Source organism: Pontibacillus yanchengensis Y32 (genome assembly GCF_000770635.1).
Classification (GTDB): domain Bacteria; phylum Bacillota; class Bacilli; order Bacillales; family BH030062; genus Pontibacillus; species Pontibacillus yanchengensis.
The window spans coordinates 37,103-59,756 of the sequence record NZ_AVBF01000021.1 but is presented as its reverse complement, the minus strand read 5'-3'; the positions used below and the strand labels follow the sequence as shown (position 1 = coordinate 59,756).

Sequence of the window (22,654 nt, the reverse complement as noted above, 5' to 3'; positions counted from 1 at the left end):
AAGTTGAAAACATCATGGATACTTTTACACAATGTTAAGGACTTGACTGCATAAGCGAGGGAGAACCGCGCAAATCGAGAGAAGAAGCGAGCATAAGTGATGGAGAACCGCGCAAAACAAGAGGAGAAGCGAGCATATATAAGCCCTCAAACCTATCCTCACCTAGTCCCCAAAATCCCCATATTTCACCAAAATAAAAACAAACTTTACACAATTCACGTATTATATCCACAGATAATTGTAAAAAATGCTACAATAGGAGAAGTGATTAAGAGGATAAAGGTCAGGGGGCATACATATGTCAAAAGTGCGTACACAGGATCTTTTGGATCGATTTGATTTAGAGATTGTAGCGGGGGAAGATGGTGTTCACCGCGAAATTTTTACAAGTGATATTTCTCGTCCTGGAATGGAAATGGCGGGTTATTTCAAATATTATCCTTCTGAGCGGTTGCAGCTGCTTGGAAAAACAGAGCTTTCTTTTTTCCTTGAATTAACAGATGCAGAGAAGAAGGATCGTGTCACAAAGTTATGTACAGATGTAACACCTGGGATTGTTATTACTCGTGCGATGGAGGTTCCGGACCTGCTTATCGAAGCGGCTAATGAAGCGGGTGTTCCGATTATGCGCTCGCCATACAAGACGACGAGAGTGATTAGTCGGTTAACCAATTTTCTAGAGACGAAGTTTGCGCCGTTTACAGCTATCCATGGTGTATTAGTGGATATTTACGGTGTCGGTGTTTTGATTACAGGTCAAAGTGGTGTTGGTAAAAGTGAGACAGCCCTAGAGCTTGTTAAAAGAGGTCATCGTCTCGTTGCGGATGACAGTGTGGAAATTCGACAGGAGGATTATGATACGTTAATCGGAAACTCTCCTCCGTTGATTGAGCACTTACTCGAAATTCGTGGCTTAGGAATTATCAACGTCATGACACTATTCGGAGCTGGTTCTGTTCGTAATTATAAGCGAATCACGATGGTGATTAACCTTGAATTATGGGATGAAAAGAAGCAGTATGACCGTCTTGGTCTCGAAGAAGAAACGATGAAAATTATGGATGTAGAGATTCCGAAAGCTACGGTTCCCGTGCGTCCAGGCCGAAATCTAGCGGTTATTATTGAAGTGGCTGCGATGAACTTCCGTCTGAAGCGTATGGGTATTAATGCAGCTGAAGAATTCTCCGAGCGTCTTACCAATATGATTGGTGAAAATAAGAACGATATAACAAAGGGAGGTTTCCAGGGTGACATGTAGTGCTGAACCTCTCAGTCGAATATTTTTACAGCTAGGTCCACTCACTATTTATTGGTATGGACTCATCATTGCTACTGGAGCTTTTCTAGGGTTATGGTTGGCAACGAGAGAATCGGAGCGCCTTGGCTTGAAAAAAGATACATTCGTGGACCTCGTAGTGTTTGCCATTCCTATCGCCATCATTAGTGCCCGTATTTATTATGTAGCGTTTGAGTGGGAACGGTATAAAAATAGCTCCTTTATCGATATCATTGCAATCTGGCAAGGTGGTATCGCCATTCATGGTGCGATTATTGGTGCGGTGCTGACTGCACTTGTATTTGCACGTGTTCGCAAGGTGCCGTTCTGGAAGCTTGTCGATATTGCTGCACCTAGTATTATTTTAGGTCAAGCCATTGGGCGCTGGGGGAACTTCATGAACCAGGAAGCCCACGGTGGTCCAGTTACAGAAGCATTTTATAATAACTTCATGCAATACTTACCTAGTTTTATTACAAATCAAATGTGTATTGATGGCGTTATGTACCATCCTACCTTTTTATACGAGTCGGTATGGAATATCCTTGGATTTGCTTTCCTTCTACTACTTAGAAGATACAATCCAAGACGTGGTGAAGTATTCTTAAGCTATGTTATCTGGTATTCATTCGGTCGTTATTTTATCGAAGGGATGCGTACGGATAGTTTATATATTATCGGTAACCTGCGTACAGCACAGGTTATTTCCATCATCCTTATCGCTTGGGCGGTAGGCATGATTATCTATCGTCGTTACAAAAATCGAGCCGATCGCTATTACAACGGGAAGAAGGTAGAGTAAGGAGGGTCTCTTTTGCCTGGTGTACTACAACGAGGATTAAAGCAAGGATGGAACGTAACATGGACACTTGGTAAAGTGATTTTTCCAATTACGCTACTTGTGACGATTTTACGAGCAACCCCAGTCCTCCAATGGTTGAGTGACTGGGTTGCTCCTCTTATGAAATGGATTGGCTTATCAGGAGAGGCAGCCATTCCGTTAGTATTAGGAAATTTTTTAAACTTATATGCGGGCATCGCAGCGATTGTATCGTTTGATTTCTCGGTAAAAGAAGTATTTATTTTAGCTGTGATGATGTCGTTTTCTCATAACCTTCTCATCGAGTCGACTGTTGCCTCTAAAGTGGGGGTGAAATGGTGGTTTGTCGCTGGGGTACGCCTTTCGCTTGCGTTCGTTTCAGCGATTCTCATCAATGTGTTTTGGCAAGGTGGATCAGAGATGGCTCAGTATGGGATGATTTCACAAAATGAAGTCCCAGATGGGTGGCTCATGGTCGGATTGACAGGTCTGCAAACTGCCATGGTTGCGGTACTGCAGCTCGCCGCGATTGTCATCCCTCTCATGGTTGCCATGCAGTGGTTAAAAGAAAAAAATTGGATTGATACATTCTCGCGTTGGTTTGCACCCTTTACTCGATTTCTTGGAGTGGAGCGGAACGCATCGACAACATTGGTTGCAGGACTTTTAATTGGCTTAGCCTATGGAGCAGGATTAATGATTCAGGCTGTAAAAGAGGATGGCGTTTCGAAAAAGGATATGTACCTATCGCTCATATTCCTCGTGTCCTGTCACGCAGTTGTGGAGGATACGTTAATTTTCATCCCACTCGGCATTCCAGTTTGGCCACTGTTATTAATCCGTCTTATAACAGCCATACTACTAACAGCAGTCATCGGTTTTATATGGAATCGAATGAACACTACAAAAGGAAAGGAAGCAGCTTATGACCATTCGTACCCTTCTCTTTGATTTAGATGGAACATTGATTAATACAAACGAGCTGATTATCGCCTCGTTTTTGCATACGACAGAAACCTATGCTCCTGGGAAATATACACGGGAGGATGTCATCAATTTCATAGGCCCTCCTTTAGAAGAAAGCTTGAAGACGATCAATCCAAATGAAGACGTTGAAACGATGATGAACACATACCGCAAGCACAATCACGAGCATCATGATGAATTGGTTCATGCTTATGATGGTGTGCGGGAGTCTTTATCAAAGCTCAAGGAAGCAGGCTTTAAGCTTGGTATCGTAACGACCAAAATGCGTCAGACGGTAGACATGGGTCTGAAGCTTACCGAAATCGAGGATTATTTTGAAACCGTCGTAACCCTGGATGATGTGGACCACGCCAAGCCACACCCAGAACCAGTTGTTCGCGCCATGAAAGCATTAGATGCCAATCCTGAAGAGACGATTATGGTCGGCGATAACACCCATGATATTGATGCAGGTAAAAACGCAGGCACGAAAACAGCAGGTGTTGCTTGGACCATCAAAGGAAAAAAAGTACTGGAAGACCTACATCCAGACTTCATGCTAGAGCATATGAGTGACATTCTTAAAATCGTGATGGAGTGATTCGATGCGAAAGACCGAGCGCTACAAAGTGAAGGAAGCCAATTCTCTCTGGCATATTTATAAAACAGTGCCCTTTTGGAAAGTGGTGCGCAATTTCATCGTCATCCAACTGGCACGCTATACGCCATTCCTTCCGATGAAAAACTGGCTGTATCGTACGTTTCTCCGCATGAAGGTAGGCGAACATACAGCCTTCGCGCTCATGGTTATGCTCGACATCATGTTTCCAGAAAAAATCTCCGTCGGCCGCAACACAGTCATCGGGTACAACACCACCATCCTTGCCCATGAATACTTGATAAAAGAGTATCGATTAGGTGAGGTGAATATTGGCAGCGAAGTCATGATTGGAGCCAACACCACCATCCTACCTGGCATTACGATAGGAGACGGAGCGATAGTCTCAGCTGGAACGCTTGTGCATAAAGACGTCCCACCAGGCAGTTTTGTCGGTGGAAATCCAATGCAGGTTATTTATGATAAGGAAGAAATGGATCGTCGTACGAAAGAGGATGTATTTTTTATGGAGAACAGCTGAGGAGAGGCTGTTCTTTTTTTGTGCGTAATTTTTTTGGGGAAAAGGTAGATGAGAGGGATACCTAGCGAATGAGGCATTACTTTGATAAGGATTAGGTATGGGAAGTCACGCATAACCGGAGGAAAGTCACGCATATCGGGAGGAAAGCCACGCATATCAAGGAAAGTCACGCATATCGAGAGGAAAGCCACGCATATCGAGAGGAAAGCCACGCATATCGAGAGGGAAGCCACGCATATCGAGAGGGAAGTCACGCATATCGAGAGGGAAGTCACGCATATCGAGAGGGAAGTCACGCATATCGGGAGGAAAGTCACGCATATCAAGAGGAAAGTCGCGCATATCCGGAGGAAAGTCACGCATATCAGGAGAAAAGCCACGCATATCGAGAGGAAAGCCACGCATATCGAGAGGAAAGCCACGCATATCGAGAGGAAAGCCACGCATATCACAGAGAAAAGCCACGCATATCAGGAGGAAAGTCACGCATATCAATAGAAAACACCCCCACCTCCCACTTCGCACCTATTCAGAGGTATGAATAAACTAAAAAAAGGGAAGGGTACTTGCAGCAACTTTGCAAGGTACGGAAAGGGAGTGTCGATGATGTTTTCAACAGATCAGCGTAAGGATATTTATCATAAATTAACGGAAGAAAAACTCGATGTACTTGTGATAGGTGGTGGCATCACCGGTGCTGGAGTAGCGCTGGATGCTACGACGAGAGGGCTGTCGACAGGTGTGGTAGAAATGCAGGATTTCGCAGCTGGGACGTCTAGTCGGTCTACTAAACTTGTGCATGGTGGCTTACGATACTTAAAGCAGTTTGAAGTGAAGATGGTATCTGAGGTAGGGCGTGAACGGGCGATTGTTTATGAAAATGGTCCCCATGTGACGACTCCAGAATGGATGCTCCTTCCATTTTATAGAGGCGGAACATTTGGTCCGTTTTCCACCAGTCTCGGGTTACGAGTGTATGATTATCTAGCAGGTGTGAAAAAGAGTGAGCGACGCACGATGCTATCTCCAAGAGAGACTCTTGAAAAAGAACCTCTACTAAATAAAGAAAAATTACGGGGTGGCGGCTATTATGTAGAGTATCGAACCGATGATGCTCGATTAACACTAGATGTTATGAAAAAAGCAGTTCAAAAGGGAGCCTATGCCCTGAACTATTCCAAAGTAATTGAGTTTCTCTATGAGGAAGGGAAGGTCATCGGGGCAGTCGTAGAAGATCAGCTTACGAAACAGCGTTATAAGATTTTGGCGAACAAGATTGTGAATGCAGGTGGACCATGGGTCGATGAAGTTCGAGAAAAAGATGGGTCCAAACAAGGGAAAACCCTACATCTGACCAAAGGAATTCATCTTGTTTTTGACCATCAAACCTTCCCGTTGCAACAGGCCATTTATTTTGACGCTCAAGATGGTCGAATGATTTTCGCCATCCCCCGTGATGGAAAAACATATGTAGGAACGACGGATACCGTTTATGAAGGGGACATTGCCCATCCAACGATGACGGTTGATGATCGGGATTACATTCTTCAAGCGATAGATTACATGTTTCCAACGTTATCGATTACAGCTCATGATGTCGAATCTAGTTGGGCTGGTTTAAGGCCGCTTATTCATGAGGAAGGAAAGGATCCATCTGAGATTTCCCGTAAAGACGAGATTTTCGTTTCAGATTCTGGCTTAATCTCAATCGCAGGTGGTAAGTTAACCGGTTATCGAAAAATGGCAGAGAATGTCATCGACTTAGTCACACAGCAATTGACTGAAGAGCAGGGTACAACCTATCCGAGTGCTCAAACAGAAGACTTGCCAATATCAGGCGGTGAAGTTGGTGGATCCAAAGGGTTCGAAACTTTTCTCAATCGAAAAAAAGAAGCCGGAATTGCCTTTGGACTTTCCGAAGAGCAGTCTCGCGGGCTCGTGCAATTATACGGATCCAATGTAGATGACGTATTTGATCATTATGTCTATTTTAAGCATACCAAATCGGAACATGGATTAGATCCTCTCGTTCAATCGATGCTTGTATATGGCATTGAAAAGGAACTAGTTGCCAAGCCAGTCGATTTTTTCGTGAGGAGAACAGGTGCGTTATTCTTCGATATTCACTGGGTTCATCTTCACCAAAATAGTGTGATAGCTTATATGGCGGATCGTTTCCAATGGAGTCAGGAACAACTTGTAGCTTATACGAACGAACTGAATGTATTATTAGAAGAAGCTGTTTCTCCAGATGTTACCTAAAAGAGTGAAACGCACTTGCTTTTGAATCGTATAGGTAGGAAATGAGGGGGAGACTGTGGTATGACTCAGATGGAGGAAGTTCTTAGAGAAGATGGCAAGCGGCAGATAAAATCTGCAGGCGTTGCACTAGTGGTTGTATTGGTGATTATTGTTCTTCAAATGCTCTTAGATACGAGCTTTTTGTATGGAATTCTTTTTGCAATTCCCTTTGGATTGTTTGGCATAACCCTGTTGTCACGTGGTATGCGGGACATTCGTTTCGCAGGCTTAGCTGCTACAACAGAGAATCAAGTCGGTTATCAAGTTGTATCCAAACGGATGTACTTAGGGATAGCGATGGGCTGGGACGACCCCGCTAGATTATATGATATGGACGGAGCTATTCATTCAGAAATGAAAGAGAAGAAATCATTGGTCTGGAAGTTCGTGCTTGTACTAGCCGCCATATTTTCTTCCTTACCAATCGCTCCGAGAAATTATATATTTTATAACCAATCAAAGGAACCTACCTATCTGCTTGAGAAAAAGGGAGGCTTGAGATCCCGCTATTTTATCCGGGACCTCCAAGGGAATTATTTGTATTATGCAGAACAACAGAAACAGACAGGTCATGATATGATTATCCACTTTTATGAAAAAGCTAACGTGCTATGGACGGCTGAAAGTGACCGTTATTTAGATGTTATTACCGTTAAAAATCCAGAGGGCATGGAAGTGATGAATCTGAAAAAGGACGCAATCCCTGTTGAAGCAGCAGACCGATTTGGTTCTATGTCCGGCCTGCTTATAGAAAAGAGGGATCATGAGCCACTCCCGGATGATTTGCACCTATTCTTATATATCCTGAATAAAAAAGTAGCAGCTTGGTAAAGTCTGTCCATCGTGGGCAGGCTTTTTTTTGTGGGATGAGGGACCACCTAATGGGACGAGGGACCTGTCCCTTCGTCCCACTATTGAACTTTACGTTAACGTTAATGGTAAGATTAAGATGCAGAAAGTTTTGACAAAAAAGAGGGATAGTTGATGGAGGAGACGTATACAATCACACAGTTGGCTCAAGAGTTTAACATTACTTCACGAACGATTCGGTACTATGAGGAGCTAGGGCTGATTTCTCCTGCTCGTTCAGAAAGTGGGCGAAGGGTGTTTACGAAGAAGGAAAGAACGTTGTTATTCCTCATTTTTAGAGGGAAAAAATATGGCTTTCAGTTAGAGGAAATCAAAGATATGTTGCATTTGTTTGACCAAGATCCTTCAGGTAAGAAGCAGCTCGAGAGGACGATTGATTATGGGGAGAAAAAAATTAGGGAGGTGACCGATAGGATTGTTGAGTTAACGGAGATGAGAGATGAAATGGTTCGTGTGATTGGTGATTTTCGGATGAAATTATCAGAATTAGAGGGGGAAACGGAATGAATATTTCGGAAGTGTTAGCAATGCAAGCTAGAAGGCATCCCATGCATGAGGCGATTGTGTCCAATGGGGAGAGAATTACGTATCAGGAATGGGATGAGACAGTGAATCGTTTCGCATCGGGGCTGGCGACAGAAGGGATCGAAAGAGGAGATAAAGTAGTTTTGCATATGCCGAATGTCAAAGAATTTTTGTTCACCTATTTTGCTGTGCAGCGGTTGGGGGCTGTTATTGTACCGATTAACGCAAAGCTTGCCCAGGACGAAATCGAATACATCATTGAACATAGTGATGCGAAAGCCTTTATAACACATGAACTATTATTTAATCAGGTGTCTGGTATAGCAAGAACAAACATCCTATGTATCAAAACTGGGGCTGCGCTTCATGGCTGGTATGCGTTTCAAGATATATTGAACCAAGGCAGAGAGCAAGCAATCGTCTCACCACTACAAGAAGATGATGAAGCGGCTATCTTGTACACTTCAGGTACGACAGGCCGCCCAAAAGGAGTCGTATTCACCAATCGAAATATTTTAACAGTGGCTACCATGATCTGCATTGAAATGACGATGAGTAAGAATAGTCGTGTATTGCATATGATGCCACTTAGTCATTCAGCACCTCTCCATCTATTCCTGGTATCTGCAACGTATGTAGGAGCAACTCATGTATTAGCTCCAACATTCACACCTGATTTATTACTAGATCTCGTTTCTACTGAAAAGACGACTCATTTCTTCGGAGCACCTGTCGCGTATTTAATGACCGCGAAGCACCCTTCGATCCAGGAGTATGATCTCAGTTCAATGGAGTATTGGGTCTATGGAGGAGCTCCGTTAGGAACAAACGAGGTCGAATTTGTTAAACAACAGTTTAAAACCGATCGGCTCACATGTGTGTATGGTTTGACGGAAGCTGGTCCAAATGGGACACTGCTCCTTCCTGAAGAGCATGATGCAAAAGCAGGCAGCATAGGCCAGCGCCCAGCATTAAACTGTGAAGTCGCGATTGTTGATGAAAATGGAGACTATGTTCCGTACGGTCAAGTAGGGGAAATTGTTTTACGTGGCGAAGGGAATATGAAAGGATATTATAAGGACGAAGAAAAAACGTTAGCAACCTTCAAAGACGGTTGGCTATATACAGGGGATATGGGTAAACGCGATGAAGATGGTTTTATATGGGTCATTGATCGCAAAAAAGACGTCATTATCTCAGGTGGAGTGAATATCTTTCCAAAAGAAATTGAAGAAGTGTTAAGTACACATCCTGCTATTGCAGAAGTTGCAGTGATTGGTGTGCCTCATCCGGATTGGGGTGAAACGGTAAAAGCATTTGTTGTGGTAGAGAATGACCATGAGTTTGATTCCTTAGAACAAGATTGTAAACGTTTCCTTGAAGGGAAAGTAGCTAATTTTAAAATACCTAGAATTTACCACCAATTGGATGCTTTACCACGTAATGCAACGGGAAAATTGTTGAAACAGCAACTGAGACAAACTCAACAGAGTCCAGAAGGAGAGATACGATGAATTTTTTTAGAGAAGACCCCAATTTAAGTTTTATCCTTGAACAATATTTAGATGAAGAGTTTCTAGAGTGGGCTAAGAAAGAATTGGATGATTACGGTGAGCTCTGTGCTAATGAGATTGACGAGCGCGCTGTTCATACCGATCGCGAAGGACAGCCCCAACTGGTAAAGTACGATAAGATGGGCAATGATATTTCAGAAGTTTGGGTGAATGAGGGCTACAAACAGACAGTATCTGAAACGTACAATCGCGGAATAGTTGGGTACGTTCACAAAGACATTCCGGAATTAAATCGAAAAGGAAACTATATTTATTCCTACGCTCAAGGGTATCTTCTATCTCAGGCGGAACCTGGGTTCTATTGTCCTGTAACGCTAACAATGGCGACAGCATACTTACTCGATCACTATGGAAGCGAAGAATTAAAAGAGAAGTACTTGCCTCATGTGCTATCTACTGGGGACGTAGAGTTATACGAAGGTGCTACGTTTCTTACAGAGCGCCAAGGCGGGTCTGATGTAGGGGCGAATGAAACGACCGCTGTTCAAGAAGATGATCATTACAAGCTTTACGGTGAAAAATATTTTGCCAGTAATGCAGGCATGTGCGGTGTTGCCATGGTACTGGCTCGTACAGAAGATGCGCCAGAAGGCACGAAAGGACTTAGTCTGTTTCTAGTTCCGTGGCGGAATGAAGATGATAGCTTGAATGGCATTCAAATTCGTAGGTTAAAAGATAAACTTGGCGTTCGTGCTGTCCCTTCTGCTGAAGTAGTTTTTGACGGGGCAGAAGCGTATATGGTTGGGGAACCGCAAAAAGGCATTCATTATATGATGGAAGCGCTGAACTTATCGAGAGTATGTAATGCAGTTGCTTCTATTGGAATCATGCAACGTGCTTATCTGGAAGCTCGGGCTTATGCTTATGAGCGTTCTGCATTCCGCAATCAGCTCAAGGACTTCCCGATGATTCAAGATACGTTAGCCACGCTTAAAGCGAAGCAGGAAGTAGACACCAGCAGTGTATTCCAAATGATTTCTCTATTTGATCGTGTCATGAATGAACCAGAGAATACATCTGAAAAACATCAGGCTCTTAATAGGCTGTTAATTGCGTTATTGAAAAAAGAAACAGCAGAACAGGCCATCCACTTTTCTCACGAGTCCATCGAGATGCATGGTGGCAATGGTTATATCGAAGACTTTGTAACGCCTCGCTTGCTTCGCGATGCACAGGTATTAACCGTGTGGGAAGGCACTGCGAATATACTAGGACTTGAAGTCTTACGATTAATGAAAAAGTATCACATCGATAAAATGTTTATTGATGAAATAAAAGGTAGAATTGATCAACTACCTGTTTCCCTATCAGAGGAATATGGCCTTATCTACGGTGAGCTTGATGCATTGAAAAAACAAGCCGCCCGCATCGCTGTGATGGAGCATGAAGAACAAACCTACTATGCGAAATTCATAGCAGATAAAATGACCAAGATATTTGAAAGTGTCGTAGCATTAGAAGATGCTGTAGTCGGTGGCGAACGAAAACTAGCCATTGCGAAGGTCTTCATGCAACACACATGGAAAAAAGACCAACCAGACTGGGATCAACAATCCCTAGCTTATTACGATTTGATCGTAGAAGAAAAGACTACGAGTAATGTGTAATATGGTAAAACCTAAAGAAAAGGTACGGTTCCTACGCGAGGAATCGTACCTTTTTGCTATGGAGAATGATGTTACTTAAAGAGCACAGGGAGGGTTTGCGAGCGAGTTTTCGAGATTAGGAGCGACATTCAGAAAATAGGAGCGACTTTTTCAAAAAATAGTGATGTTTTAGTATGTGAAAATGGAATAGCAAAGGTTTTATCGACTATTGGTGTAGTAGAGATGTTCAACAACAGGGGCGTGAGCATGATATCGAGCGCTAGAAAAGGCATTTGGATCAATAATTGGTTAGATTTAGCGAAATACTGATTAGGAACGTGTGTGTTCGTTGTTACAATGTGAGTGGGTATACTCTTTATGGAAAAACGTTAGATGATATATATTAAAATCCAATTCTACTTTATATTTATGTTTTATAAAAGGAGGACATACAATTGGTTATGAATATTATTATTAAATTGATATCTTTAATGTTGTTTTTAGTACTGTTAGTTAGTTTATTTACTGAAGATATCATTCCTAGTTGGGCCATATTTTTCGCTTCTACTGGAGCCTTTTTAATATATTTTCTAAGAAGAAGATATGACAAAAATTGAAGTGAAACCTAGTAAAATTAAAGAATTAAATTCTATCCAAAACGCGGTTTGGCGCCGTGCAGCGCAACGTCTAGGGTCGGACGAGTGCTCAGCTTCACAGGGAGGGTTTGCGAGCGAGTTTTCGAGATTAGGAGCGACATTCAGAAAATAGGAGCGACTATCTGGATATAGGAGCGACATTTGAAAATCAGGAGCGACTTTCACCGAATTCAGAGCAACTTTTCCAAAATAGGAGCGACCGCAGTTTTGGCGACGTGCGGTGCCTCTAGATTATCTCGAACCCAAGTCTCCAAAAAAAGAGACAGCTTACCCAAACGAAAGCTGTCCCTCTTTTCCATTCTTATGTTCATACATCCATTTATCAGCTTCCATATACATGTTTTCCATCTCACCTCGTGAATTCGAACGAAAGGCATATCCCATGGAGATGTAGATTGGGAATTTTGCTGTTTCGTTGAATTGCTCAAGCTGATCTGTGAGATCGTTGACTAATTTCGTAACCTCAGAGTCTGATGTGTTTGTAAGAAGCAAGGCAAATTCATCTCCGCCTACTCTACAGACAGTGGTATCTGTAGCGGAGAAGGAAGAGAGCACGGTAGCTGTATTTTGGATTAATTCATCGCCTTGTTTGTGTCCAAATGTATCATTGATCGATTTAAGATTATCCAAATCACATAAAACCATTGCTACAGATTCATCCGTTTGGTTGTATTTTCTCATATGGTTCTCAAAAAAATCACGATTGTGGATGCCTGTGAGGCGATCGTGTGATACTTGGTATTCCAGTCGTTCCATTAGCTCTACTTTATCACTAATATTACGAATAATGCCTTGCAGTGCAACGATTTTTCCATGCGCATAAATAGGTGTAGCGTATTCCTCAAACCAAATATAATTGCCATTATTGTGCTTCCAGCGTTGAATAATAGGCTGATTGAAATCAATTTGGCCGTTGATTTTTTGTTCTAGGGTGTTATAGTCTTCTGGGTGAATTCGATCAAATATGGCGAAAGGATTCTCGAACGTCTCTTCAAGTACGTTATCTCCAAGCGCAGTATCAATGGAAGGACTAAGGTATCGATACCTCGGGATTGGTTCGATCTCCACATAATAAATAATATCCTTCGCATGTTCTAATAGATGATAAATACGACAATCCTCTTGCGTGTTGCTTTCATCTTTTCTCTTTTTCATAAGCTGGATGCTTTTTAGCGCTAAAACGCCTAACACAACTCCAATGCTTATCCAAACTATCTTCACCCATCTCACCTTCTATAAAAAAGTTATTCTATGTGTCTGTTGTCTTGATTCCATAAGAAAAAGGCAACCCGAAAAAGGTATGCCTTAGCTTCCTTTTTATTCGGCAGCCCAACCACCTTTGGTAAACACCTTTAGGCTCGTGACTTTGCGTCCTTACTTTTCAGTAAGTTTGCCTTTTCTAAATTTTGTCTATTTCTATTATATAAGTACTAGTTCAAAAATACCAAGTCATTCGACAAAAATAGTGAATAATTTTTCTCATCTTTATCCAAGTCAGATCCCCTCCTTTACAAAGGGGATGCGTTTTTCTAAATCGATATAGGGAAACATATGAAGAGGAAAAACAGTAGATACATGTTAGAGTTTACCTAAGAGAGTCATGCGTTGACGGATTATCTTTACTTTGGTAGCATATTAGCAAGTTAAAGGATTGAGAATTGTTTATACTATTTATCCTAATCAAGAGAGGTGCAAATGACTGTGGCAAATCGTCTTATGTTTGAGAAACCATTAGGAATGAGGGACACATTACCTTTTTTCTATAATCAAAAACGAAAAGCAAGACAAGCATTATCGCAAACAATAGAGTCATGGGGATATCAGTTTCTTGATACACCGATGCTTGAATATCTAGATACAGTGGGAGAGGCAAGTGCGATTGATGAAACGCAACTCTTTAAGCTATTGGATCAGCAAGGACATACGCTGGTTCTGCGTCCAGATTTGACTGCACCAATTGCGCGCGTGGCTGCTTCTCAGCTTAAGGAACAAGGTTATCCTGTACGGTTGAGCTATGATGGACCTGTGTTTCGTGCCCAGCAAATTGAAGGTGGCAAGCCAGCACAGTTTGAACAAGTAGGTGTGGAATACATAGGGGAAAACTCCATATATGCAGACGCTGAGGTTATTGCGCTTCAAGTTGAATCGCTTAAGGCATCTGGTTTAGAGCAGTTTCAACTTACAATAGGCCATATTGGATATGTGAGAGGATTGCTGACAGAAATTTTTGGCGATGACGAAGAAACTTCGGAAATGTTCTTACGCTACCTTTTCCGCAAGAACTATGTAGGTTTCCGTAAAGCCCTTCAAGAAGTTGACCTTTCAGAGACGGATAAAAAGCGTCTTACGCAGCTTTTATCTCTGCGTGGGGAGGAGAATGTCCTTTCCAAAGCGGAAGACATTACGACAAACGGTGCGTGTCATCAGGCAATTGGGGAATTAAAGCAATTACGCGATCTATTAGAAGTGTATGGCGTTAGTCAGTATGTATCCTTTGATTTGAACCTTATTAGCCATATGCACTACTATACAGGGATTTTATTCGAAGGCTATGCCCCTCATTTAGGGTCGCTGTTATGTAATGGTGGTCGTTATGATCAATTACTGCCTTCCTTCCAATCAAATGCTTCTGCCACAGGGTTTGCGATAAGACTGGATCGCTTAGTCGAAGCACTTTCTCAGGAGGAAGACGGTGAGGAGCACGTATTGGTGCTGTATAATGATGATTCGTTTCAAAAAGGATTACAAAAAGCGCAATCCGCAAGAGCAAACGGGCAACAGGTGGCTCTTCAGCATAAAGGTCATCTGGAAGAAAACTCGCAAATGGAAGCACGTTATACATGGGTGTACGATGTAACCACAGGAGGTGGCGAATAATGAGTGATTGGCTAACGATTGCGATGCCAAAGGGTCGTATCTTTGAAGAGGCAGCTGAATTGTTAAAACAGATTGGCTATGACTTCACAGATGTGGAAGAGTCAAGAAAGCTTATTTTAGAATTTCCTGAATACAAAATTCGATTGATGCTGGCTAAGCCTATGGACGTCGTCACGTACGTGGAATATGGTGCAGCCGATTGCGGTATTGCTGGAAAAGATGTGTTATTAGAGCAAGATCGAGACGTGTATGAGGTGTTAGATTTACAAATTAGCCCGTGCTATTTAGCTGTAGCTGGTGTGCCAGATAAGCCACTAAGCAAGATTGCACCTAAGATTGGGACAAAATATCCTCGCGTGGCTTCTGAATATTTCCGCGAGCAAGGCGAGCAAATTGAAATCATTCCTTTAAATGGTTCGATTGAATTAGCACCGTTAATTGGGTTAACAGACAGAATTGTTGATATTGTATCTTCTGGACGTACGTTAAAAGAGAATGGGCTTGTAGAGTATGAGAAAATTGCCGATATTACCTCTCGATTTATCGTTAACCCAGTTAGTTATCGTATTAAGAGTTCGTCTCTTGACCCTATTATTGAAAAATTAAGCGAACAAATAGCTGGATAAGGAGGATATAAGCCATGGACATTGTTACACCGAACGATTTAGCTTCTATCAAACGAAGTGTAGATGGCGGGACCGAAAAACAACGAGAAACAGTCAAAGAAATCATTGCTGACGTTCAATCAAAACAGGATGAAGCACTGTTTCATTATACAAACAAGTTGGATGGTGCGTCGTTATCACAGCTTCGTGTGACAGAGGAAGAGTTTAATCAAGCACGTGAAGCGTTAGATACGAAAGATATTGATATCCTCAAAGAGGCAGCTGAGAATATTAAATCTTTTCATGAAAAACAGATTCGTCAGTCTTGGTTTGACACGAACGAAGATGGAACGGTCTTAGGTCAAAAAGTTACGCCATTAGATGCAGTAGGTGTGTATGTCCCTGGTGGAACAGCTGCATATCCTTCCTCTGTGTTTATGAACGTACTTCCGGCGGTAGTTGCTGGTGTAGATCGTATTGTAATGGTCTCCCCACCTTCAGAAGAGGGGACGTTACCTGCAGGTGTCTTAGTAGCGGCAGAAATTGCAGGAGTGAAAGAAGTATATAAAGTAGGTGGTGCCCAGGCTGTAGCGGCACTCGCCTATGGAACAGAATCCATCCAACCTGTCGATAAAATTGTTGGTCCGGGTAATATTTATGTAGCCTTGGCCAAACGTGAAGTGTTCGGCGATGTAGATATTGATATGATTGCAGGACCAAGTGAGATTGTTGTGCTTGCAGATGAAACCGCCAAGCCTGGTGAAGTTGCAGCCGATCTTTTATCTCAAGCAGAGCATGACGAACGCTCCTCAAGTGTCCTTGTGACAACCTCTGAATCGTTAGCAAAAGCGGTGGCGGAAGAAGTAGATCAGCAACTGGAACAACTCCCACGAAAAGACATTGCAGGAGCTAGTATCCGTGATTTCGGTGCGATTGTGTTATGTAATAGTCAAGAAGGGGCCATTGATGTCGTTAATTCAATTGCGCCAGAACACTTAGAAATCATGATGGAAGAACCATTTGGTGTGCTAGGAAGCATCAAGCATGCAGGTGCGATATTTCTTGGACGTTATAGCTCAGAGCCAGTTGGAGACTATTTCGCAGGACCGAACCACGTGCTACCTACGAGCGGCACGGCGCGCTTCTCCAGTCCATTAAATGTAGATGATTTTGTGAAAAAATCAAGTGTTATTTACTATAGTAAGCAGGCGTATGAGCAGAACGCAGATAAAATTGCACGATTTGCCCGATTAGAAGGATTAGAAGCCCATGCAAAAGCAATCGAAAAGCGAAAGGACGATGAGTCATGACGGATAAACGGATTAGCCACCTTGAACGAAAAACAGGCGAAACCCAGATTTCCCTTCAACTTGATTTAGATGGGAATGGAAGTGGAGAGGTAGACACTCAAGTTCCTTTTATGACACATATGCTGGAGCTTTTCAAAAAGCATGGCTTTTTTAACCTAACGATACAAGGTGAAGGGGATGTTCATGTGGATGACCATCACCTTACCGAAGATATCGGAATTGTGCTAGGTCAAGCACTCCGACAAGCAGTAGGCGATAAACAAGGGATCAGGCGCTATGGTTCGTTTACGATGCCGATGGACGAAACCCTTGTTACGGTTGCGGTTGACTTGAGTGATCGTCCTCATCTGGAGTGGAAAGCGGATCTACCAGCTGAAAAGGTAGGCACGTTCGATACGGAAAATGTGCATGAATTTTTCTGGAAGCTTGCCTTAGAAGGTCGCATGAATTTACATATTGTCGTTCATCATGGCTCGAATACGCATCACATCATTGAGGCGATGTTTAAAGCTACTGCCAGAGCACTAGATGAAGCGACGCAAATCGATCCGCGTATAGAAGGGATCATGTCCACGAAGGGGAGTCTATAAATGATTGGCATTATTGATTACGGGATGGGCAATTTGTTCAGTGTCTCGAAAGCGCTGGAACGATTAGATGTACCTTATACCCTTTCTGCATCACCAGATGAATTAGAACAATGTGAAGGCCTCATTCTACCAGGAGTAGGTGCTTTTCCAGATGCTATGAAAGCCCTGGAAGAAGCGGGGATGAAGGAATATGTGCTTCGTAAAGTCGACGAAGGTACACCGCTTTTAGGCATTTGTTTAGGCATGCAGTTGCTTTTTGAAGAAAGTGAGGAAAATATGCTAACGAAAGGCTTGAATTTACTTCCCGGGCGCATTGTTCGATTTACAGGAAAGAACGAAGCGGGCACTCGTTTTAAGATACCGCATATGGGTTGGAATCATTTAGACCAAAGGCATCCAGAGGCATCGTTGCTTAACGATATAGAAGATGGGTATGTGTATTTTGTTCACTCCTATTACGTGGATACACCAGATCCTTCCGTCATTTTAGCAAGTGCCTCCTATGAGACGGATGTACCTGCTGTGGTAGGGCGAGGAAATGTGTATGGAACTCAGTTCCACCCCGAAAAAAGTGGCTCGACAGGCATGACGATTTTGAAGAACTTTTGTGATCTACTAGCAGTGAGAGGCGGAAAGGAGTAAGCAATGAGTACATTTACAATCTATCCAGCAATTGATATGAAAGAAGGAAAATGTGTCCGCCTTCAGCAAGGCGATTTTAATAGAGAAACAGTTTATGGAGATTCCCCTTATGACGTAGCGCGCGATTTTGTAGAGCATGGTGCGGAATGGATTCATATGGTTGATTTAGATGGAGCGCGCGATGGTTCTCGCGCGAATGCAGCTCTTATTTTGAATGTGGCAAAGGATTTACCTGTTAAGGTGCAAATGGGCGGTGGCATTCGCTCGAAAGAAGATGTTGCCTATTATTTAGATAACGGAGTGGACCGTGTCATCATCGGAAGCCTTGCGATTTCTAATCCTGAGCTAACCAAAGAGCTTGTGGAGGAGTATGGTCATCGTATCGCCATTGGCCTCGATGCTCGTGACGGTTATGTCGCCACAGAAGGCTGGATGACGAATTCTGATCAAAAAGCAACCGAAGTAGGAAAATATTTTGCCGATGTTGGAGTAGAAACGTTTATCTTCACGGATATTTCCAAAGATGGCATGATGGGCGGACCAAACACAAAGGCGATTGTAGAATTAGCTGAGGTAACAGGCAAAGAAGTGATCGCATCTGGCGGCGTATCAAATCTAAACGATTTAAAAGAACTGAAGCAATATGCGAATCGTAATGTAGCTGGCGCGATAGTTGGTAAGGCGATTTATACGAAAGAAATCACCTTGAAAGATGCGATTGCTGAGGTGAAAGCGTAATGCTAACGAAACGTATTATCCCATGTTTGGACGTGAAAGATGGTCGCGTTGTGAAAGGCATTCAATTCGTCCAAATTCGAGACGCTGGTGATCCAGTTGAATTAGCGACCATTTATGATGAGCAAGGTGCAGACGAGCTTGTATTTCTAGATATTTCAGCTACCCATGAAGGACGTAAAACGATGATCGAAGTGGTCAGGGAAGTGGCTGCTACGCTAGCGATTCCGTTTACGGTTGGCGGTGGCATAGGCTCGCTTGAAGATATGCGTGCCATCCTTCGCGCCGGTGCAGATAAAGTATCCTTAAATTCAGCTGCCGTTCGTAACCCAGAGCTCGTAACAGAAGGAGCGAATTTCTTTGGGTCCCAGTGTATCGTCGTTGCCATTGATGCCCGGTACGATGAAGAGCTAGGTTCATGGCGTGTTTATACCCATGGTGGGCGAAAAGGTACAGAATGGGAAGTACTGGAATGGGCGAAAAAAGTGGAAGCGTCTGGTGCTGGGGAATTGCTATTAACGAGCATGGACCAAGACGGAGAAAAAACAGGATTCGACTTGGAACTCTTAAAAGCTGTGCAAGAGGTTGTCCAAATCCCTGTTATTGCCTCAGGTGGAGCTGGAAATGCACAACATTTTGTTGATGTGTTTCAGGATGCCAAAGCAGATGCAGCGTTAGCGGCGTCTATTTTTCACTATAAAGAAACATCCGTTGAAAATGTAAAAGATATACTGAAACAGAATGGGGTGCATGTACGATGAATATCGAGGAAATTCAATTTGATGAGCAAGGACTAGTGCCAGCTATTGTTCAAGATGCTCAGAGCAAGGAAGTATTAACACTTGCCTATATGAACCAGGAAGCAGTAGAAAAGTCGATGGAAACGGGAGAAACCGTTTTTTATAGTCGTTCTCGCCAAGAATTGTGGCACAAAGGAGCAACATCAGGAAATACACAGGCCATCCATTCGATGAAGTATGACTGTGATCAAGATGCAGTACTCGTTCAGGTCATTCCAAATGGTCCGGCCTGTCATAAAGGAGATTACAGCTGCTTCTCTACGACGTTTTATGGAAAGCAAACGGAGCCATCTGATCATCGCTATCAAATCCTTGATGAACTTCAGCGTGTGCTCTCCGAGCGTAAAGCAACCTTACCAGAAGGCTCGTACACATCAGAAATGTTCCAAAACGGCGTCGACCGTATTGCCAAAAAAGTAACCGAAGAAGCTGGTGAAGTGATCATTGCTGCTAAAAACGATGACCATGAGGAACTTACATGGGAAACAGCTGATTTGTTATTCCATACGCTCATGCTTTTAACAGAGCGCGGTTTGCCATTCGATGACGTACTGCGAGCTCTGGAGGAGCGCCATCAGAAAAAGTGACGTGCTATTGGATAAAAACGGTATATAGTGTATAATGCCCTGTGGATATGATATACTGCTTTGAGAATGGATTGGTTCAAAGAGGAGGACCTACATGCACAACTCCACGAACACCACAGGGGAAGCCATGCACCCAAACGTAATCCCTTTCAATCCTGAAGGGGACTTTTACTTTTCCAAGGGAGTGCAAGCTTTTCAACGGAGGGATTTTGACAAGGCGATTAAATGGATTAATCGCTCTATTGAACTGTCTCCAAAACAACCTTTATACCAATGTCAATTATCTGTTGTTCATACAGAAATAGGTAACTATCATTCAGCCAATCAAGTATTGATGGATGTATTAGCTGAATTCGGTCATGAATATGTGGATTGCTTTTATCTCATTGCGAATAATTACGCTCATCTTGGCTTGTTCCATGATGCGATGAAATATGCGAAAGAGTATATGCAGAAAGCTCCGAATGGGGATTTTAAAGAGGAAGCGGAACAACTTTTAACCCTTGTCGATATTGATGAGGAAGACGATGATGATGAAGATTGGGCCATGGAGGAAGAGGATGAACTGATGCGTTATCAGGAATCTGCGTTTTATCATCTAGAACGCCAGGAGTGGCAAGAAGCCCTTCCAATTCTGGATGACATGACTCGGTATTTCCCGTCTTACTTCCCTGCTAAGCATGATTATGCGATGGCGCTCTTTTTTAATGGAAATCAAATCGATGCAATTGAGTTAGAGGAACATTGGAAGCAAGAGAATCCTTCCTCTATCCACACATTGTGCAATTTATCTGTGTTCTATCATCTAGCTGGGAAACCAGAAGCTGCAAATGAACACATACAACAGCTTCGAAATGTGTATCCTATTCATGAACAACAGCAATTAAAAATAGCCGTAACATTAGCGCAAGTTGGCTTCTACCAGGAAGCATATGAACGCTTTGTTGTGTTGCCAAAGAGTAAGCTGAAAGGGCACTTATCTTATTATAAATGGTTTAGTATTTCAGCTTATCAACGTGGTGAACCTTCACGAGCGTTAACTCTCTGGGAAGAAGGATGCTTGCGACATCCAAGCCTTTCCCAACAAGGCGGCCCTTGGGATCAAGCATGATACCCTAGTGAGCATATTAATAGACTACATTACACTACATTTTATACGATGAGTGTAGCCAATCAGACAAAGAAATGAAAAAGGGGTTGAGGGTAGTGACAGAAGATCGTATTTATGACGTAATCGTAGCAGGCGCAGGTCCAGCTGGGATGACAGCAGCCGTTTACACTTCTCGTGCCAACCTGGATACACTTATGCTTGAGCGCGGTATCCCAGGCGGACAAATGGCTAATACAGAGGATGTGGAAAACTATCCAGGATATGAACACATCCTAGGACCGGATCTTTCTAATAAAATGTTTAGTCACTCTAAGAAATTTGGTGCGGAATACGCATATGGTGACATTAAAGAAATTATCGATGGAAAAGAATATAAAACCGTCCGTGCCGGAAATAAAGAATTTAAAACACGTTCCGTTATTATCGGTACAGGTGCTCAATATAAAGAACTTGGCGTACCTGGTGAAAAAGAACTAGGTGGCCGTGGCGTCTCTTATTGCGCCGTTTGTGATGGAGCTTTCTTTAAGAACAAAGAGATTGTAGTAATCGGCGGAGGTGACTCAGCTGTAGAAGAAGGGGTTTACCTTACTCGCTTCGCTGAGAAAGTAACAATCGTACACCGTCGTGACGAACTTCGTGCTCAACAAATTCTTCAGCAACGTGCTTTTGATAACGAAAAAATCGATTTCATCTGGAGCACAGAAGCAACGAAAATCAATGAAAAAGACGGCAAAGTAGGAAGTGTAACGCTTCGCGATAACAAAACAGGCGAAGAATACGACAAACCAACCGATGGCGTCTTCATCTATATCGGTTTGATTCCATTAAGCACACCATTTGTATCTTTAGGCGTCACAAACGAAAACGGCTATATTGAAACAAATGAAAAAATGGAAACAAAAGTACCTGGCGTCTTTGCAGCAGGTGACATCCGAGAAAAAGAACTACGACAAATCGTGACGGCAACAGGAGATGGAAGTATCGCTGCACAATCTGCTCAACATTATATTGAAAATTTATTAGAAGAGCTTGGCGAAGACTAAATCCTGTCATCATGCCTATTTTAGAATAATGTAAACGGTTTTTCATAAACTCGTAATTACATTTTAATTCTGCTGTAACACGCATGAAACAATTATGGGGTACAATATAATTAACTAATTGACCCCCTTTTAATATAGTTGGCACAGGCTACTTCGTTAGCCTGTGCATTTTTTTGTCGTCTAGGAAATTATAAAATTCAGTGCTTGTGTACAACTAAAAAAGTGAAGTGGCCACGTTCAGCTCCAGCGCCCAGCGACTAGCAAACTTCCGGCACCTCCTTACGATAAGTCAACATCGGATCGCTGTCGCTCTCCGTGTTTCCTTTATCTCATACGGAGCCGTCCAGTTTGTACGTCGCTAGCAGGGCGCTTGCGCTTTTGTTCTGCTCTTGGACGTGTTGGGAGCATTGGGGAATCCTTCCATCATACATCCAGTTCGGTGAGGATATGGCTGGCGCTGACATATATGGTTATTTGCTGATAAACCATCTAAAGCGTGGATAAATGAAAACAACCTGATATATGGAAGAAAAACGCAGATAAAAACCAATTCTCGTGGATATAAGCTATCTATACGAGGATAAATACATGAGCTCGAACCTTATCCAAACAGTTAGACTCCCCCTTCAACAATCAATTCG

22 protein-coding genes and 1 riboswitch are annotated in these 22,654 nt (G+C 42.8%); of the genes, 21 read left to right on the top strand and 1 reads right to left on the bottom strand.

The genetic code is table 11. The features are described from left to right. Positions 1-298 precede the first annotated feature (298 nt). The 11 genes from hprK (at position 299) to N782_RS09475 (ending at position 11,078) form a co-directional block, all read left to right on the top strand. On the top strand, positions 299-1,258 hold the full coding sequence (gene hprK / locus N782_RS09525) for an HPr(Ser) kinase/phosphatase (protein ID WP_036818917.1): 960 nt from the start codon (positions 299-301) through the stop codon (positions 1,256-1,258). After that, a complete protein-coding gene (gene lgt, locus N782_RS09520) occupies positions 1,248-2,078 on the top strand; it encodes a prolipoprotein diacylglyceryl transferase (RefSeq protein WP_036818914.1) in 831 nt (276 codons plus the stop codon). Before hprK ends, lgt begins: the two co-directional genes overlap by 11 nt. A 12-nt stretch (positions 2,079-2,090) precedes the next feature. Next, the gene (locus N782_RS09515) at positions 2,091-3,047 is read left to right on the top strand and encodes a nucleoside recognition domain-containing protein (protein WP_036818912.1); all 957 of its coding nucleotides are present in this window, start codon (positions 2,091-2,093) and stop codon (positions 3,045-3,047) included. Then, positions 3,022-3,663: a pyrophosphatase PpaX gene (gene ppaX / locus N782_RS09510; RefSeq protein WP_036818910.1), complete on the top strand. Its 642-nt coding sequence runs from the start codon at positions 3,022-3,024 to the stop codon at positions 3,661-3,663. The genes N782_RS09515 and ppaX overlap by 26 nt, the downstream gene beginning before the upstream one ends. 4 nt (positions 3,664-3,667) lie before the next feature. Then, the gene (locus N782_RS09505) at positions 3,668-4,201 is read left to right on the top strand and encodes an acyltransferase (protein WP_036818907.1); all 534 of its coding nucleotides are present in this window, start codon (positions 3,668-3,670) and stop codon (positions 4,199-4,201) included. Positions 4,202-4,282: 81 nt separating this feature from the next. Further along, positions 4,283-4,699: a hypothetical protein gene (locus tag N782_RS21270; protein ID WP_152600748.1), complete on the top strand. Its 417-nt coding sequence runs from the start codon at positions 4,283-4,285 to the stop codon at positions 4,697-4,699. Positions 4,700-4,804: 105 nt separating this feature from the next. Next, entirely contained in the window at positions 4,805-6,463 is a 1,659-nt protein-coding gene (locus N782_RS09495) for a glycerol-3-phosphate dehydrogenase/oxidase (protein WP_036818901.1), read from the top strand. A gap of 60 nt (positions 6,464-6,523) precedes the next feature. After that, entirely contained in the window at positions 6,524-7,333 is an 810-nt protein-coding gene (locus N782_RS09490) for a hypothetical protein (RefSeq protein ID WP_036818898.1), read from the top strand. A gap of 153 nt (positions 7,334-7,486) precedes the next feature. After that, entirely contained in the window at positions 7,487-7,879 is a 393-nt protein-coding gene (locus tag N782_RS09485) for a MerR family transcriptional regulator (protein ID WP_036818896.1), read from the top strand. After that, positions 7,876-9,411 (top strand): class I adenylate-forming enzyme family protein, encoded by a 1,536-nt coding sequence (locus N782_RS09480; protein ID WP_036818895.1) that lies wholly within the window; start codon positions 7,876-7,878, stop codon positions 9,409-9,411. The genes N782_RS09485 and N782_RS09480 overlap by 4 nt, the downstream gene beginning before the upstream one ends. Continuing rightward, a complete protein-coding gene (locus tag N782_RS09475; RefSeq protein ID WP_036818894.1) occupies positions 9,408-11,078 on the top strand; it encodes an acyl-CoA dehydrogenase family protein in 1,671 nt (556 codons plus the stop codon). The genes N782_RS09480 and N782_RS09475 overlap by 4 nt, the downstream gene beginning before the upstream one ends. A 902-nt stretch (positions 11,079-11,980) precedes the next feature. Here N782_RS09475 and N782_RS09470 read toward each other — a convergent pair. Beyond that, positions 11,981-12,934 (bottom strand): sensor domain-containing diguanylate cyclase, encoded by a 954-nt coding sequence (locus N782_RS09470; protein ID WP_036818892.1) that lies wholly within the window; start codon positions 12,932-12,934, stop codon positions 11,981-11,983. Between the two features lie 99 nt (positions 12,935-13,033). Then, a riboswitch (cyclic di-GMP riboswitch) is annotated at positions 13,034-13,118 on the bottom strand. Between the two features lie 290 nt (positions 13,119-13,408). Between N782_RS09470 and N782_RS09465 the strand changes: the two genes are divergently transcribed. The 10 genes from N782_RS09465 to trxB all read left to right on the top strand — a co-directional run bounded on the left by N782_RS09465 (position 13,409) and on the right by trxB (position 22,013). Then, entirely contained in the window at positions 13,409-14,590 is a 1,182-nt protein-coding gene (locus N782_RS09465; protein ID WP_084103039.1) for an ATP phosphoribosyltransferase regulatory subunit, read from the top strand. Continuing rightward, complete coding sequence (gene hisG / locus N782_RS09460) at positions 14,590-15,216, top strand: ATP phosphoribosyltransferase (protein WP_036818890.1); 627 nt, start codon at positions 14,590-14,592, stop codon at positions 15,214-15,216. The genes N782_RS09465 and hisG overlap by 1 nt, the downstream gene beginning before the upstream one ends. 14 nt (positions 15,217-15,230) lie before the next feature. After that, positions 15,231-16,505 (top strand): histidinol dehydrogenase, encoded by a 1,275-nt coding sequence (hisD, locus tag N782_RS09455; protein WP_036818888.1) that lies wholly within the window; start codon positions 15,231-15,233, stop codon positions 16,503-16,505. Beyond that, positions 16,502-17,095 (top strand): imidazoleglycerol-phosphate dehydratase HisB, encoded by a 594-nt coding sequence (gene hisB, locus N782_RS21810; protein ID WP_036818885.1) that lies wholly within the window; start codon positions 16,502-16,504, stop codon positions 17,093-17,095. Before hisD ends, hisB begins: the two co-directional genes overlap by 4 nt. Next, complete coding sequence (gene hisH / locus N782_RS21805) at positions 17,096-17,737, top strand: imidazole glycerol phosphate synthase subunit HisH (RefSeq protein ID WP_036818883.1); 642 nt, start codon at positions 17,096-17,098, stop codon at positions 17,735-17,737. Between the two features lie 3 nt (positions 17,738-17,740). Then, positions 17,741-18,475 carry a 1-(5-phosphoribosyl)-5-[(5-phosphoribosylamino)methylideneamino]imidazole-4-carboxamide isomerase gene (gene hisA, locus N782_RS09440; RefSeq protein ID WP_036818881.1) on the top strand — a complete coding sequence of 245 codons (735 nt, stop codon included), beginning with the start codon at positions 17,741-17,743 and terminating at the stop codon, positions 18,473-18,475. Then, on the top strand, positions 18,475-19,233 hold the full coding sequence (gene hisF / locus N782_RS09435; RefSeq protein WP_036818880.1) for an imidazole glycerol phosphate synthase subunit HisF: 759 nt from the start codon (positions 18,475-18,477) through the stop codon (positions 19,231-19,233). The genes hisA and hisF overlap by 1 nt, the downstream gene beginning before the upstream one ends. Beyond that, the gene (gene hisIE / locus N782_RS09430; protein ID WP_036818878.1) at positions 19,230-19,859 is read left to right on the top strand and encodes a bifunctional phosphoribosyl-AMP cyclohydrolase/phosphoribosyl-ATP diphosphatase HisIE; all 630 of its coding nucleotides are present in this window, start codon (positions 19,230-19,232) and stop codon (positions 19,857-19,859) included. Before hisF ends, hisIE begins: the two co-directional genes overlap by 4 nt. A 94-nt stretch (positions 19,860-19,953) precedes the next feature. Next, positions 19,954-20,970 carry a tetratricopeptide repeat protein gene (locus tag N782_RS09425; protein WP_036818876.1) on the top strand — a complete coding sequence of 339 codons (1,017 nt, stop codon included), beginning with the start codon at positions 19,954-19,956 and terminating at the stop codon, positions 20,968-20,970. A 95-nt stretch (positions 20,971-21,065) separates the two neighbouring features. Continuing rightward, positions 21,066-22,013, top strand: coding sequence for a thioredoxin-disulfide reductase (trxB, locus tag N782_RS09420; protein WP_036818873.1), 948 nt, complete (start codon positions 21,066-21,068; stop codon positions 22,011-22,013). Positions 22,014-22,654 lie beyond the last annotated feature (641 nt).